Origin of the sequence: Flagellimonas alginilytica (assembly GCF_042134605.1) — a bacterium.
Lineage (GTDB): Bacteria > Bacteroidota > Bacteroidia > Flavobacteriales > Flavobacteriaceae > Flagellimonas > Flagellimonas alginolytica.
Genome location: NZ_CP169638.1, coordinates 966,799 through 982,854, shown reverse-complemented (window position 1 = coordinate 982,854; position 16,056 = coordinate 966,799). Strand labels below are relative to the sequence as shown.

Annotated in this window: 12 protein-coding genes; 4 read left to right on the top strand and 8 right to left on the bottom strand. The window is 43.2% G+C overall.

Going from position 1 to position 16,056, the window contains the following annotated elements; genetic code table 11:
- Positions 1 to 34 precede the first annotated feature (34 nt).
- From ABTP35_RS04360 to ABTP35_RS04350, 3 genes are read left to right on the top strand one after another with little or no spacing between them, the layout of a single operon-like run.
- Positions 35 to 2,533 (top strand): heavy metal translocating P-type ATPase, encoded by a 2,499-nt coding sequence (locus ABTP35_RS04360; RefSeq protein ID WP_293293607.1) that lies wholly within the window; start codon positions 35 to 37, stop codon positions 2,531 to 2,533.
- A 6-nt stretch (positions 2,534 to 2,539) separates the two neighbouring features.
- A complete protein-coding gene (locus ABTP35_RS04355) occupies positions 2,540 to 3,247 on the top strand; it encodes a hypothetical protein (protein WP_293293609.1) in 708 nt (235 codons plus the stop codon).
- Between the two features lie 4 nt (positions 3,248 to 3,251).
- On the top strand, positions 3,252 to 4,988 hold the full coding sequence (locus ABTP35_RS04350; protein ID WP_293293611.1) for an efflux RND transporter periplasmic adaptor subunit: 1,737 nt from the start codon (positions 3,252 to 3,254) through the stop codon (positions 4,986 to 4,988).
- 282 nt (positions 4,989 to 5,270) lie between these two features.
- On the opposite strand, the gene groL is transcribed toward ABTP35_RS04350, so the two are convergent.
- The 7 genes from groL to miaB form a co-directional block, all read right to left on the bottom strand.
- Positions 5,271 to 6,905, bottom strand: a complete 1,635-nt coding sequence (groL, locus tag ABTP35_RS04345) for a chaperonin GroEL (protein ID WP_224836374.1) — start codon at positions 6,903 to 6,905, stop codon at positions 5,271 to 5,273.
- A 22-nt stretch (positions 6,906 to 6,927) separates the two neighbouring features.
- Positions 6,928 to 7,206, bottom strand: a complete 279-nt coding sequence (gene groES / locus ABTP35_RS04340; RefSeq protein ID WP_119640084.1) for a co-chaperone GroES — start codon at positions 7,204 to 7,206, stop codon at positions 6,928 to 6,930.
- 143 nt (positions 7,207 to 7,349) lie between these two features.
- Positions 7,350 to 7,709: a preprotein translocase subunit SecG gene (secG, locus tag ABTP35_RS04335; protein ID WP_224836376.1), complete on the bottom strand. Its 360-nt coding sequence runs from the start codon at positions 7,707 to 7,709 to the stop codon at positions 7,350 to 7,352.
- Entirely contained in the window at positions 7,706 to 8,599 is an 894-nt protein-coding gene (locus ABTP35_RS04330) for a hypothetical protein (RefSeq protein ID WP_293293623.1), read from the bottom strand. The genes secG and ABTP35_RS04330 overlap by 4 nt, the downstream gene beginning before the upstream one ends.
- A 6-nt stretch (positions 8,600 to 8,605) precedes the next feature.
- The gene (locus ABTP35_RS04325) at positions 8,606 to 9,133 is read right to left on the bottom strand and encodes an LptE family protein (protein WP_224836378.1); all 528 of its coding nucleotides are present in this window, start codon (positions 9,131 to 9,133) and stop codon (positions 8,606 to 8,608) included.
- A gap of 18 nt (positions 9,134 to 9,151) precedes the next feature.
- Positions 9,152 to 10,435 carry a sigma-54 dependent transcriptional regulator gene (locus tag ABTP35_RS04320; protein ID WP_293293625.1) on the bottom strand — a complete coding sequence of 428 codons (1,284 nt, stop codon included), beginning with the start codon at positions 10,433 to 10,435 and terminating at the stop codon, positions 9,152 to 9,154.
- Positions 10,436 to 10,437: 2 nt separating this feature from the next.
- Positions 10,438 to 11,883 carry a tRNA (N6-isopentenyl adenosine(37)-C2)-methylthiotransferase MiaB gene (gene miaB / locus ABTP35_RS04315; RefSeq protein ID WP_375334515.1) on the bottom strand — a complete coding sequence of 482 codons (1,446 nt, stop codon included), beginning with the start codon at positions 11,881 to 11,883 and terminating at the stop codon, positions 10,438 to 10,440.
- 148 nt (positions 11,884 to 12,031) lie between these two features.
- Here miaB and ABTP35_RS04310 point away from each other — a divergent pair, with 148 nt between their 5' ends.
- On the top strand, positions 12,032 to 12,760 hold the full coding sequence (locus ABTP35_RS04310) for a hypothetical protein (RefSeq protein WP_293293629.1): 729 nt from the start codon (positions 12,032 to 12,034) through the stop codon (positions 12,758 to 12,760).
- Positions 12,761 to 12,815: 55 nt separating this feature from the next.
- On the opposite strand, the gene ABTP35_RS04305 is transcribed toward ABTP35_RS04310, so the two are convergent.
- Positions 12,816 to 15,953 (bottom strand): glycosyl hydrolase, encoded by a 3,138-nt coding sequence (locus ABTP35_RS04305; RefSeq protein WP_293293631.1) that lies wholly within the window; start codon positions 15,951 to 15,953, stop codon positions 12,816 to 12,818.
- Positions 15,954 to 16,056: the final 103 nt, after the last annotated feature.

Below are 16,056 nucleotides of genomic sequence, written 5' to 3'. Positions count from 1 at the left end.
GTTTTCAGCGAGTTTTGAGTAAAAAATAAACAAGATGAAACATACCTATCACATACACGGAATGAGCTGTAATGGCTGTAGAAATCATGTAGAGGAAACGCTTTCCAAAGTAGAAGGGGTCAATGCGGTCGAGGTAAATCTGGAAAAAGCCGAGGCCGTAATCGAAATGGATGAGCATATTCCAATCGAAAAATTCCAAGAAGCTATGGAAAAGGATGGTGGTAGCTATAGCATTCATATGCCTGGACATCACCACGAACCGAAAAAAGAAAAGAAACAAGCTCCATCCAATGGAACAGGAACCTTTTATTGCCCCATGCAATGTGAAGGAGACAAAACCTACGACAAGCCCGGTGATTGCCCTGTTTGTGGGATGGACTTGGTGGAGGAGCAAAACACGTCCACTAGCTCCAAACAGCAATGGACATGTCCCATGCACCCGGAAGTTGTGGAGAATGGTCCGGGTTCATGCCCTATTTGTGGTATAGACTTGGTACCCAAAGAACCAGAAGCCAGTGCGGAGGAGAAAACATATAAAAAGCTGCTCAAGAAATTTTGGATAGCGGTGGCTTTCACGTTGCCCATCTTCCTTATTGCCATGAGCGATATGTTAACCCACAATCCATTACATGATGTAGTGGCTCCGAAATATTGGAATTGGGTGCAATTTGCGCTATCGATTCCTGTGGTTTTTTATGCCACTTGGATGTTTTTTGAAAGAGCTTACCGAAGCATCAAAACATGGAATTTGAACATGTTTACTTTGATTGGTATTGGGGCAGGGGTTGCATTTGTGTTCAGTGTATTGGGATTATTGTTTCCAGGATTCTTTCCCGATCAATTTAAAGGTGAATCCGGTGCGGTCCATGTTTATTTTGAAGCAGCAACCGTAATCCTCACCTTGGTACTTTTAGGTCAATTATTGGAGGCCAGGGCACATAGTAAAACCAATAATGCCGTAAAGGAATTATTGAAATTGGCACCGAATAAAGCCATAAGAGTTGTGGATGGGGAAGAAGTAGAAGTAAGCATCGATGATATTGAACTTGGTGACATTTTGCGTGTTAAACCCGGAGATAAAATTCCTGTGGATGGCGTCATAACCGAGGGAGAAACTTCCGTGGATGAGTCCATGATCACAGGTGAACCTATTCCTGTTGAAAAAGGAGTAGAGGATAAAGTGAGTAGCGGTACCATTAATGGGAATCAAACTTTTTTAATGAAGGCCGAAAAAGTAGGTAGTGATACCCTGCTCTCGCAAATCATCAATATGGTGAACGAAGCCAGTCGAAGCCGAGCACCCATTCAGAATTTGGCGGATAAGGTATCGGCCTATTTTGTGCCGACCGTGGTCATTGTTTCCATTTTGACCTTTGCTGTTTGGGCCATTTGGGGACCACAACCCACTTATGTGTATGCCTTGATCAATGCCATCGCGGTTTTGATCATAGCCTGTCCTTGTGCACTTGGTTTGGCGACACCGATGTCCGTAATGGTGGGAGTGGGAAAAGGTGCCCAAAATGGTGTGCTGATAAAAAGCGCAGAAGCGCTGGAGAAAATGGCCGATGTGGACACTTTGATCATTGATAAAACGGGAACCATAACTGAAGGTAAACCCACCTTTGACCACTTAGAGGTGTTTTCAGATGCCTATTCCGAAGAAGATTTACTTCAATATGTGGTTTCGGTAAATGCCAATAGCGAGCACCCTTTGGCTCAAGCTACCGTAAAATATGGCAAGGAGAACAACATCAAAATCCTAAAAACAGAATCTTTCAATGCAGTTACGGGAATGGGTGTTGAGGGTAAAATCAACGACTTGAAGATACATTTGGGGAACATCAAATTGATGGAAAAGGCGAATGTTGAAATCTCGGATGAGATGAAAGAGAAGGTTAAAATGGCACAAGAAAAAGGAAAAACGGTTTCATATCTGGCTGTAGAAGGTAAATGCCATGGTTTTGTGTCTATTGGTGATAAAATCAAAGAGACAAGTGGTAAGGCCATCAAAGCGATTCAGGATAAGGGCATAGCGGTAATTATGCTCACGGGAGATAATACTACCACCGCTAAAGCTGTTGCCAGCGAATTGCATTTGGATGACTTTAAAGCCGAAACCTTGCCAGAAGATAAGATGAAGGAAGTGGAGCGTTTGCAAGATCAAGGCAAAGTAGTTGCCATGGCAGGGGATGGAATAAACGATGCGCCCGCATTGGCCAAAAGTGACCTGGGTATTGCCATGGGAACCGGAACCGATGTGGCCATTGAAAGCGCCATGATTACTTTGGTAAAAGGAGACCTTCATGGCATTGTAAAAGCACGGAACCTCAGTGAGGCCGTCATGAAAAACATAAAACAAAACCTATTTTTTGCATTGATATACAATACCATTGGTGTACCTGTGGCAGCTGGAGTCCTTTATCCCTTCTTTGGGATTTTGCTCTCACCTATGATCGCTGCCCTTGCCATGAGCTTTAGCTCAGTATCGGTAATTGCCAATGCATTGAGATTACGAACTAAATCAATCGATTAAAACAACATGGTGAAACGAACAACAGCGGTTATAATTAGAAAGGCCCACAGATATTTGGGCATATTCTTGGGGATTCAATTCATTATGTGGACAGCTAGCGGATTATATTTTAGCTGGACGGATATTGATGAGATCCATGGAGATCATTTTAGAAATATGGATTATGAACCCGCTGCTTTTGATGGGCTTATTGGGTTTTCTGAGATTCATGTCCCCGCTAAAATCAGTTCGTTGAGCTTAAAGGAGATCGCAGGGAAACCTTATTATTGGATCAACAATGAGTTTTTGGTAGATGCCAGAACAGGAGACCATAAAGAAGGGATTTCGGAAGAAGAAGCCTTGGCTGTTGCCGAACGTGAAATGTCATCCGAATTAAAGGTGCATGGAGTTGAGGTTATCGATGAAACGGATAAACATCACGAGTATCGCGAAAAAAAGTTGCCCGCTTATGTAATCAGTTACGATTCTCCTGAAAACATCAAAGCCTATGTTTCGGTTGCCGATGGATCGTTTCAAACAGTAAGGCACCGCGATTGGAGATGGTTTGATTTTTTATGGATGACCCACACCATGGATTATGAAAGTAGGGATGATTTCAATACAACCGTGCTTCGAGCCTTTTCCCTTTTGGGATTGATCACCGTTTTGAGCGGATTTTTACTTTGGTTTACCTCGTCACCTACGATGAGGAAAGTCGTTAAACGAAAAAGATAGTGCTATGAAAAAGGAAAATATCATTTATATCGGAATTGCCGTGTTGGTTGGATTGTTGGTGGGTTACCTCATATTTGGAGGCAATGGAGAAACTACTACTGCGAACGAACATGACCACAGTGCTGAAATGGCTTCTGGCGAAATGTGGACCTGTTCCATGCACCCACAGATTATGCAACCCGAACCGGGCTCTTGTCCTATTTGTGGGATGGATTTGATTCCTGCGGATAATGGGGGAGAGGGATTGGCTGTCAATCAAATTAAGATGACGGAAAACGCGATGGTTCTGGCTGGCGTTGAAACCATTAGGGTTGGTTCAGGGGCCGATGCAGAAGAACATGTGAAAATATCTGGAAAAGTTGCTGTCAACCAGGAATCGGATGCGGTGCAATCGGCCTATTTCGACGGAAGAATAGAAAATATCCATGTCAATTTTGAAGGAGAACAAGTCCGTAAAGGTCAAAAGTTGGCCACAATTTATGCCCCGGCCTTGGTTTCGGCCCAGCAGGAATTACTCACGGCGGCCAAATTAAAGGAATCACAACCGCAATTGTACAAGGCAGTCCGTAATAAATTAAAACTGTGGAAGTTGTCCGATGCGCAGATTAATCAAATTGAAGGTTCTGGACAGGTGCTGGAAAACTTTCCTGTTTATGCCAATGTAAGTGGAGTGGTTTCTGAAATCATGGTGGAAGAAGGTGATTACATTAAAACAGGGTCACCTTTGGTAAAAGTGGCCAATTTAAATTCGGTTTGGGCCATTTTTGATGCGTATGAAAATCAATTAAGCTTATTTAAGGAAGGCCAAACATTGAATGTGAGCACCAATTCCTATCCGAATGAAACTTTTAAAGCAAAAATTTCCTTTGTAGCTCCTTTATTGAACAAGCAAACCAGAACTTTGGAGGTGCGTGCAGAGCTTGACAACAAAAATGGGATGTTGAAGCCAGGTATGTTCGTACAGGCAGAGGTTGAAGTGGCATCCAACCAAGATGGAGAAGTGTTGACCATTCCCGAAAGTGCTGTGTTGTGGACAGGAAAGCGTTCCTTGGTGTATGTGCAACCTAACCCAAATAGCTCCACTTTTGAAATGCGTGAAGTGGAACTTGGAAATTTGATAAATGGCAGTTACGCAGTCAATTCAGGAGTACAATCGGGAGAAATGATTGTGGCAAAAGGAACATTTACGGTCGATGCTGCTGCGCAATTGCAGGGAAAAAAGTCCATGATGAACCAAGAAGGCCAAGGTATGCAAGCAGGTCAAGAAGGACATTCCAAAATGGGTTCTACCATGAAAATGGAATTTTCCCAAGAAGCGCAATCAAAGTTCAGCGACCTTTTAAAAGTGTATCTGGATTTAAAGGATGCCTTGGTGGCTTCCGACCAGAAACAAACTCAAACTTTGGCAAAGAATGGAGCGGGAATCGCTTCTGAGCTAAGTGGGATGCAAATGGATGATATGGGTAAAAGTCATACCACACAACTAGCGAGTCAATTAAAAGAGATGGGCTCAAAAAGTGACTTGGAAGGTCAGCGCGAGGTGTTTGTTTCGCTTTCTCAAAATATGATTCAAATTGGTCAACAAATGCAAGGTTTGAATTCAAAACTTTATGTGCAAAATTGTCCTATGGCCAATAACGACAAGGGTGCTAACTGGCTCAGTTTAGAGGAGGAAATCCGAAATCCGTATTATGGAGATGCCATGTTAACCTGCGGTAGCGTGGTGGGTACGATCGATTGATTTTAATTTTAGTTAATGTTTAGCCAAATAAGATCGGTGGATTCAAAACTGAAATACATTTACTTCGGTTTTTAATTTATTGACTGATGAAACAAGCAAAGTCAAATGGAAAGTCAGCTCCAGCAAAAGCAATAAAGCCTGCTGCTAAGAAGACTGCTCAAGCTACTGGTAAAAAGAAGTAACTTGGTTTAGGCTCTCACGGAGAGCTATTTATCTGAACAAGAAAAAAAACGCCCCGATGTAAATCGGGGCGTTACTATTATATTGGGATGTTTAATGATCTTACATCATGCCGGGCATACCGCCACCACCTCCCATTGGAGGCATTGCAGGGGCATCTTCCTTAATATCGGTCAATGCACACTCGGTGGTCAAGATCATTCCGGCCACAGATGCAGCGTTCTCCAAGGCAATACGGGTTACTTTTTTAGGGTCGATGATTCCTGCTTTGAGCATATCCACGTATTGATCGGATTTGGCATCATAACCGTAATCTTTTTTGCCTTCCAATACTTTGGAGATAACCACAGATCCTTCACCACCTGCGTTCTCTACAATGGTACGTAGTGGGGCTTCGATAGCTTTTGCTACAATTTGTACACCAGTGGTTTCGTCCAAAGAATCGGTTGCCAGTTTTTCGAGTACTTTTTTGGCTCTTACCAGGGCAACACCACCACCGGCAACAATTCCTTCCTCGACGGCGGCACGTGTGGCATGTAGAGCATCGTCCACACGGTCTTTTTTCTCTTTCATTTCCACTTCGGAAGCGGCACCAACGTATAGTACGGCAACACCACCGGCCAATTTGGCCAAACGTTCTTGCAGTTTTTCTTTGTCGTAATCAGACGTAGTGGTCTCGATTTGGGCTTTGATCTGTCCAACTCTAGCTTTTATGTCTTCTGCGTTTCCGTTTCCGTTTACAATGGTCGTATTGTCTTTGTCAATGGTTACGGTCTCGGCAGTGCCCAACATGTCCAACGAGGCATTTTCCAAAGAGAAACCTCTTTCTTCTGAGATAACCGTACCACCGGTCAAGATGGCAATATCTTCCAACATGGCCTTTCTTCTGTCTCCAAATCCGGGAGCCTTTACAGCGGCAATTTTAAGTCCACCTCTCAATTTGTTCACTACCAAAGTGGCTAGGGCTTGGCCCTCAACATCTTCGGCGATGATCAAGAGTGGTCTTCCGGATTGTGCTACTGGTTCAAGTATGGGAAGGATTTCCTGTAAGTTGGAGATTTTCTTGTCAAAAAGGAGGATGTAAGGATTCTCCAGATCAGCGATCATTTTATCGGTATCGGTAACAAAGTATGGCGATAGGTATCCTCTATCGAACTGCATACCTTCCACTACGTCCACGTAGGTGTCGGTACCTTTGGCCTCCTCTACGGTGATCACACCTTCTTTGCCTACTTTGCCGAATGCTTTGGCGATCAAATCACCAATGGTATCATCGTTATTGGCAGAGATCGAAGCTACTTGCTTAATCTTGTCGGAGTTGTTGCCTACTTCCTTGGTTTGTTTTTCTAGGTCGGCCACCAAGGCTTCAACAGCTTTGTCGATACCTCTTTTCAAATCCATTGGGTTGGCACCAGCGGCAACGTTTTTTAGCCCTTCTTTTACGATAGCTTGGGCCAAAACGGTTGCAGTAGTGGTACCGTCACCTGCTTGATCGTTGGTTTTGGAAGCAACTTCCTTCACCATTTGTGCACCCATGTCTTCAAGGGCGTCTTCCAATTCGATTTCTTTCGCAACGGAAACACCATCTTTGGTTACTTGGGGCGCACCAAAAGATTTACTGATGATAACGTTTCTACCTTTTGGCCCCAAGGTTACTTTTACAGCCTCGGCCAATTTATCAACGCCACGTTTAAGTCCGTCACGTGCTTCAATATCAAACTTAATATCTTTTGCCATTTCTTTCTAGTTGATTTTTTAATTAAACAATTGCCAAAATATCGCTTTCGCGCATCATCAAATAGTCGGTGCCATCGAGCTTGAGTTCGGTACCGGCATATTTTCCATAAAGAACGGTATCGCCTACCTTAACGGTAACTTTTTCGTCCTTGGTACCGGGGCCAACTGCCACAACGGTTCCCTTTTGTGGTTTTTCCTTTGCGTTGTCCGGGATAATGATACCGGAGGCAGTTTTTGTCTCGGCCTGTAGAGGCTCGATCAAAACCCTGTCTGCCAATGGTTTGATATTTACTTTAGCCATATTTAAAATTTTAGATGTTTGTTTTAAAAATTCTGGTATCTAAAAGACAGAAATTGTGCCAATGGAAAAAAACTGACATTCTGTAAAACAAAAATGCCAGCTTGTCATTTCAAGCTGGCATTTTTTATGCTTTGTCACTTATACTATCCGATAGTGTCCGTTGGACTCGGAGTAGTTGCTGGTACTTGTTCCGGTACTTCTTCTGGAATGGTCTCGGGAATTTCGGTATCGTCCCCTTGAAGTAGTTTGGAATCTGCTTGACTATAACTTCCTTTTAAGGAAACATTGGAAAGCAATATTAAAACGATCAACAAAGTGGCCAACGTCCAAGTACTCTTGTCCAAGAAGTCGCCTGTCTTTTTTACACCACCAACAACTTGGTTGCCACTTCCGCCAAAAGAAGAGGACAAACCTCCACCTTTAGGATTCTGGACCATAATGACCAAGACCAACAAAAGGCACACGATAATAATCAGTACCAAAAAAATTGTAAACGTGCTCATTTCTTATCTTTTTCTTTCTGCAGCTTCTTCACCGCCTGAATTTGGTCTGCAAAGAAACCACTTTTTTCTGGATATTTCAAACTCAATATTTTAAAAGCTTGAATGGCCTTTTTGTACTTTTTTTGCTCCAAATAAACCTTGGCCAAAGTCTCTGTCATCAATTCATTTTTATCAATTCTTGTAGACTCTTTTATGTTGACTTTTGGGTTGGTTTCCTTGGGGACAATTTTTGGATTGTTTTCTATAAACTTGTCCAACAGCTCAAATTTTTTCTTACGCTCCAGTTCCTCCATAACATCAGTTTGGACTTCTTCGGTTTCCTCCGAATTCGACGTTAATTGGAGCCACTCGGTAAAGGAGTGCTTCTCTTTTTTGGTAAAAGTTAGGGGTTTGCCCAATTGCAAATCGGTACCGGTGTCTTTTTCTGGTTCAGTGCCCTCTTTTTTCTCTTTTTGCGGCGCAACCGATTTAAAGAGTTCTGGGTTCAGGATCTGTTCGGCATCGTTTATATTCTGTGGAAGTGCTGGTTCATTGGATTCGGTCAGCATGCTAACCGTATCCGGATTGGGCTCAATCTCTTCGGAGACGGCTTCCTGGTCTTCGAGTTTGGAACCGCGCCCGGCAATGGCATTGGCAATATTGTTCTGGATAAACTCTTTGGAGGTTATATAATCAAAAAGTACGTCCCTGTCCGCGGTATAGGCGGCCGTTACTTTTAATGCACTGTTATACTTGTAGCTGTCCAGATTTTTAAGCCCTTTTAAGTGCAAAGCCCGCGCTGCTTGAAAATAGGGGTATTCCTCAATAATATCCTCCAGCTCCCTGGTTTGTTTTGGGGACAGGATGGTATTCGAATTTTGAAGAATTTGTATAAAATCTGAAACGTTCATAAAGTGTTACCAATTTCCCAAAGATGCATTAAAAATGTCTTGGGTTAGTCGTTCAAAAATTTCTTCGTGTGCTGCGGCCTGTACCGAGGTCAGCGAGGCTGCGGCATCAAAATCGTAAAAGAAGGAAAACCGTCTTTCAAAATCTGAATCTTCTTTGGTGGTATTGTAAAACCGGACATTAACGCTCATGGTCAATCGGTTTTGAGCTGTTAGCTGGTCAGCTGTCGCTGTCATGGGAACGACCTTGTATTCCACGATTTCGCCTTCGTACATTAGATCACCATTGCTGCCGGTAAGTGATAGACTGGTAAGATCGTTGATCATATCCTGTAGAGCCAAAGTAAAATCCCTGCCCAGTCCGGGTACGATCACCGAGCCAGGTGTTTGGTCGGCATAGTTTTGGAAAAAGTTGACCTGGAAACTTTGCGCGGTACCTATATCGGCTCCAGAAAAGTTATAGGCACCACAACTCTGCAAGAAAAATGCCAGTCCCAGCATGGCAAACTTAATTCCGTTTTTTTGCATCAATTTCATGAATTGCTCATTTGTAATTTAAAGATCGTACTGCTTTATTTTTCGGTAGAGCGTTCTTTCGGAAATACCCAGTTCGGAGGCTGCCGCTTTTCGTTTTCCTTTATTGCGCTCCAGTGATTTTTTTATCAATTCGATTTCTTTTTCCTGTAAAGATAGGGTTTCTTCTTCTTCAATTTCCTCTGCAAAATGGTACCTGTCCTCCTGTGCTTGTTGCTGTAGTGGGGTAGGGGCGGTCGAATCTACCACCGGCTCCGGAAGATGCAATAATTCTGTGGATAGGCTTTCTTCGTGTTCAATATCTTCCTCATCTTGATTGCCGTAGATTTTTCGGATTAGCCCTTCGTTCTCCCGTTGAACTTTATTGGAGTCGTTGTCCTTTAATAGTTCCAAGGTCAATTTTTTAAGATCGTTTAGGTCGCCTTTCATATCAAAAAGCACTTTGTACAAAATCTCGCGTTCGTTGCTAAAATCACCTTCTTTTTTGGATTGTTCAACTACCGCAGGTAAGTTGGAACCGCTTGCATTGGGCAAATAACTGTTCAGTGTTACTGCAGAAATGTTGCGTTCTTCCTCCAGGACGGATATTTGTTCCGCAATGTTCCGTAATTGACGAATGTTGCCCGGCCATCGATATTTTAATAAGAGTTGAATGGCATCGTCCTCTAAACGAATCGTAGGCATTTTGTATTTCTGGCCAAAGTCCGAAGCAAATTTTCGGAACAATAAATGGATGTCCTCGCGTCTCTCTCGAAGTGGGGGCAAATTAATTTCAACAGTGCTCAATCTGTAGTAAAGATCTTCACGGAATTTTTCTTTTTCTATGGCTTCGAACATGTTGATGTTGGTTGCCGCTACGATCCTAACGTTTGTTTTTTGAACTTGCGATGACCCAACTTTAAGAAATTCCCCGTTTTCCAACACCCGAAGCAGTCTTACTTGGGTGGTCAAAGGTAGTTCTCCAACCTCGTCCAAGAATATGGTACCGCCATCGGCCACTTCAAAATAACCGCTGCGTGTTTGTGTAGCTCCTGTAAAAGCCCCTTTTTCGTGTCCGAAGAGTTCGCTGTCTATGGTGCCCTCTGGAATTGCACCGCAGTTTACCGCGATGTATTTGGCATGTTTGCGGTGCGAGAGCGAATGGATTATTTTAGGTATGGATTCTTTACCAACACCACTTTCGCCAGTTACTAGAACCGAAATGTCGGTCGGGGCAACTTGTATGGCTTTTTCGATGGCTCGATTGAGCTTAACGTCGTTGCCAATAAGCTCGAACCTTTGTTTTATGGATTGAACACTCTCCATGGTTAATTGTTCTTAGAATATTCAATGGCCTCGCCGATTAGGGTGGCAGAGGTGCATTCATTGATTTTTACGTTCACGAAATCACCGACCTTGTAATGTTCCTTTGGGAAAACTACAACGGTGTTTTGCGAGTTTCTGCCCATCCAATGGGTATCTGATTTCTTGGAGGTCCCTTCGATAAGGACTTCCTCGATTTTACCCAAATGTTGCTGGGTTCGATAGTGGCTATGTGTTTGTTGGAGTTCAATTATTTCGGTAAGACGTCTTTTTTTGATGTCTTCTGGAATATCGTCCTCCATTTTACGTTCGGCGAGTGTTCCCGGGCGCTCGGAGTAGGCGAACATAAATCCAAAATCGTATTTTACGTATTCCATTAAGCTAAGGGTATCCTTATGGTCTTCTTCCGTCTCGGTGGGGAATCCCGTGATCATATCTTGGCTAATGGCGCAGTCCGGAATAATTTTTTTGATATTATCTATCAATTCAAAATACTCCTCACGGGTATGTAAACGGTTCATCGCCTTTAAAATTCGATTGCTCCCGCTTTGAACCGGTAGGTGGATATATTTGCAGATGTTCTCGTATTTGGCCATGGTCTCGATTACATCCAGGGTCATATCCTGTGGGTTCGATGTGGAGAAGCGAATACGCATTTTTGGCTGTGCTTGGGCAACAAGCTCCAGCAGACCGGCAAAATTTACCGAAGTGGCCTTTTGCATGTCGGTCGCTTTATCAAAATCTTTTTTTAGTCCTCCACCATACCAGAGATAGCTATCTACGTTTTGACCTAATAGTGTAATTTCCTTGAAACCTTTCTCCCAAAGATCGTTCACTTCTTCCAAAATGGATTGTGGGTCACGGCTACGCTCTCTACCACGCGTAAAGGGTACTACGCAAAAAGTACACATGTTGTCGCAACCACGGGTTATGGAAACAAAGGCGGAAACCCCGTTGGAGTTTAATCGGACTGGGGCAACATCGCCATAAGTCTCATCTTTGGAAAGGATTACGTTTACGGCATTTCTGCCTTCGTCAATTTCTTGGATAAGGTTGGGCAGGTCTTTGTAGGCATCCGGCCCAACGACCATATCCACAATTTTCTCTTCTTCCAAAAATTTGCTTTTCAGTCGTTCCGCCATACATCCAAGAACACCTACCTTCATATTGGGTTTGGTTCGTTTTACCGCATTAAACTTTTCCAAGCGTTTACGAACGGTCTGCTCTGCTTTTTCGCGAATGGAGCAGGTGTTTACCAAAACCAAATCGGCATCGTCCAGGTTTTGGGTGGTATTGAATCCCTCTTTGGCCAAAATGGATGCTACGATTTCGCTATCGGAAAAATTCATCTGGCAGCCATAGCTCTCTATGTACAGCTTTCGTCCGTTATTGTTGTTGTTTTCCAGCGACAAGGTGCTTCCTTGTTGGCTTTCGTCTATTATTTTTTCCACGCTCTTTTCCTCTGTCATAAATGTTTCAACAAGTTGCAAAGATAGTGCTTATTACATTTTAGTGACAATTTGGCAGTGTTTTTTAATAATATATTGAGATATTCTCTGTTAGTGTTACCTTCAAACCGATAAACCAACTTGTTTACCTATGAACTATATCCATCTTACGGAAAGAATTAAGCAGAGTCCAGCCGTGGACTTTGGGAGTGTTTTGAACAATTCCGTTGAGCTCTTCAAAAAGGTATGGTTGCAAGGATTTATTGTACTGATCATAACCTTTGTGAGCATACTTCCGTTTTATCTCTTGATATATTTGCCGATGATCATTATGGGCATAAGTGACCCGAGCTCATTGGAGCAGCAAGAAATGCCTCCTGCTTTTGCGGGGTTCATGGTATTGTTTATGCCAATATTTATTCTTGGTGTGATGATGGTTGGCATCTGCTTGAACGCTGCTTTTTTAAGAATTTGTAGAAAGTACGATTTAAACGAAACAGGCAAGGACGACTATTTTTATTATTTTAAGAAGGAATATCTGGTCAAGGCTTTATTGCTTTCCCTGGTTATGTTGGGTTTATCCCTTTTAGGTGTGCTTACCTGTGGGCTTGGTATTTTTTATTTAATAGTGCCCATATCCTTGTTTCCGGCTTTTTTTGCTTTTGACAAAGAGCTTTCTGCACTGGAAATAGTAAAATCCGGATTTGCTCTTGGAAACAAAAATTGGCTAATGATTTTTTTATTGGTACTTGTCTCTGGATTGATTGCCCAACTGGGTGTTGTGCTATGTTTTGTAGGTGTGTTTTTTACAGCTATGTTCGGTAAAATCCCTATTTATTTTGTATACAAGGACACCGTAGGAATTTCTATGGATGCATAAATTATGTAAAAAACGCCCTTAATTAAGGGCGTTTTTTTAAAAAAGATTTATTCGCTTATGGGGTAGAGATCATTTTTATTTGATTTTGATCCACTTTTTGATTGATCAGCGTAGCTTGTTTTTGCACCAAAGCGTTTAGAGCATTGATCTCTTGGTCGAGTTCCTTGGACACTTCCACAAAAAACTCTTGGGCCTGTTGGGTCGGTTTTTGATCTCCCCGTTGAGAGTCTACCATTAAAAAGGCCAACCTATTATTAATTCGGATGCCATAATTCAATGGGTCTTGTCTACTTTGGTTTTTGGTCATGTGGATATTGTTTTCTATCACTGAAAGCTCGGTTTCAAAATCTTTGGCCATCTTTTGCAATTCTTTATCGTTCTTGGTTTTTTCCTTTAAGTAGGCCAAGTCCTTTTTAATACTTCGGATATTGATAATGGCCTTGTTGGCACGGGAAACTTGATCCCGCACTTTCATTACAAAATCAAATTGATCTTGAAAATCAGCTTGGCTCAATGCTATCCTTGGGTCTTTTACAATGTTGAACGGTTGCTCCATGGATTTTCCATTCACAGTAAGTTTGGCCCTATACGTGCCAGGTACCGCTTTGGGGCCTATGTTCGGGGAAGAATAAAAGACCATTCCCTTAAATTCTTGAAAACCGGGATATCTCATATTCCAAATAAAGCGATTGCCTCCCTCGGAAACATCTAATTTTTGAGTCGATGTCGGGTCCAATTTGTCCGGCTTGGCATGGTTGGAGAAGCTTTGGACAACATTGCCGTTGGATTCCAAAATCTCCATGGTAACGGTATCGGTTTCTTTTAGTGTTTTAAGGTAAAAGTTGATGATGGCACCATCAGGATGATTTTCCCCTACCAATTTAGTGTCGGGCTTTCTCCAAGCACGATTCTGGTGCATTCTATATGCCATATCCGGTTTGTAGAGGTAAAAGTCACTGTTTGCCACGTCTTCGGATAACTGTTGAAGCGGTGTTAGGTCATCTATCATCCAAAAACTTCTTCCGTGGGTTGCGGCAATAAGGTCGTTGTCCCTTACATGAAGGTCCCTAATGGAGGTAACGGGCAAATTAAGTTGGAACGGTACCCAGTTTTTCCCATCGTTGAACGAAACATACATGCCCCACTCCGTGCCGGCGTACAACAAACCTTCGCGGACCTTATCGGAACGTATGGCCCGTGTATAATAATTCTCCTTGATGCCATTGGTGATCAATGTCCATGTTTTGCCGTAATCATCGGTTTTATATAAATAAGGAGTGTAATCGCCAAACTTGTAGGAAGTGGCGGCAACATATACGGTTCCGGGCTTGAACGGGCTAGCATCTATGCAGTTGATCATATTCAATTTTGGGGACATGGATGCCGGTGGGGTAACGTTTTCCCAGGTTGTTCCATTGTCGCGGGTTACGTGGATCAATCCGTCGTCGCTACCGGTCCAAATAACACCTTTTTCCAGAATTGATTCCGTAATCACAAAAACATTGGAGTAAAATTCTGCGCCTGTATTATCCTGTGTAATGGGTCCTCCGGATGATTCGATGGTCTCGGGAATTCCTCTGGCCAATTCTGGTGAAATGGTTTTCCAGGATTGACCTCCATCCGTAGTGGCATGCAAATAGTTGGAGCCAGCATAAAGTACATTAGGGTCGTGTCGGCTAAAAGTCAATGGGTAGTTCCAGTTGAAACGGTACTTCATCACTTCGGCCCCGGAACCAGCAGGGTTGTCCGGCCATATATTGGTGGAAATCGTTTGTCCGGTAGTATGGTCCAGACGATTCATATATCCCTTGTATGTGCCCCCGTATACCAACTGGTTGTTCTTGGGGTCCGGGGCCAAATGCGCACTTTCGCCGCCTGCGGTAGGTTCCCAATCTGCTTGGGTGATTGCCGAACCAGCGGAGCGATGGTAAATTCGTAATGCGGTATTGTCCTGTTGTGCCCCGTATATTCTGTATGGAAAAATACTGTCCGTAGCAATTCGATAAAACTGCATTGTGGGCTGGTTATAATAAGTAGTCCAATTATTTCCGCCATCATTGGAGATTTGGGCTCCCCCGTCATCGGCAATGATCATTCTTTGATTATTGTTCGGGTCTATCCAAAGATCGTGATGATCCCCATGGGGCGCATTTTTTAGGGTAAATGTATTTCCACCGTCTGTGGAAACGCCGTAACTCACATTCATCACCCAAACCTTGTCAATGTTTTGGGTATCGGCATAAATCCTGCTGTAGTACCAGGCACGTTGTCGGAGTCCTCTGTTTTCGTTTACTTTTTTCCATGTGGTTCCAGCATCATCAGAACGATAGACACCTCCATCTTCCGCTTCTATAATGGCAAAAACTCTGTCAGAATCAATTGGGGAAACCGCAATGCCAACTATTCCCCAAGGAAATCCTGGTAACCCTGAGTTTTCAGAAATATCGTTCCAAGTATCACCGCCATCTGTACTTTTGAACATTCTGCTATCTGGGCCACCACTGTCCATACGGTAACCGTTTCGTTTCATTTCCCATGTGGCAGCATACAGAATTCTACTGTTGTTAGGATCCATGATCAGGTCGCCCGCACCAGCTTTATCGCTGATGTATAAAATCTTTTCCCAGTTTTTGCCTCCATCGGTGGAACGAAAAACACCTCGTGTCTCGTTTGGTTTCCAAAGATTTCCAATGGCCGCCACATACACAATGTCCGGGTTTTTTGGGTGGATGCGAATACGAGCAATGTGCTCAGAGTCTTTCAGTCCAATGAATTCCCAAGTCTCCCCGGCATCCATACTTTTCCAAAGCCCGTGTCCCGAGGAAACATTTCCTCTAAGGGTCTGTTCTCCTTCGCCAACATAAATAATATTAGGGTCGGATTCCGCTACGGCCACTACGCCAATGGAGCCTCCAAAATAACCGTCGGAAATGCACTCCCACGAGTTTCCCGCATCGGTGGTTCTCCATACACCGCCACCGGCAGTGCCCATATAATAAAGATTGGGGTCGTCGATTACACCTGCGACCGTACCGGCACGTCCACCTCGGTGGGGTCCCAGCATCCTCCATTCCATGCCACTATAAAGGGACTCATTGAATTGGGGCGTGTTATTTTTGTTTTTTTTGCGTTGCGCTTGCGAGGGATAAAAAAAGAGTACTGTCAGTACCAAAAAAAGAATGCGGTTGGTCATCAGAATAGGATTATTGAGTTAGTCCTTCTAAAAATAACAATTATTTTACCTCCATTAGCCATCACATATACATTAATATTAATAGGGTTGTTTTCTCGATGAT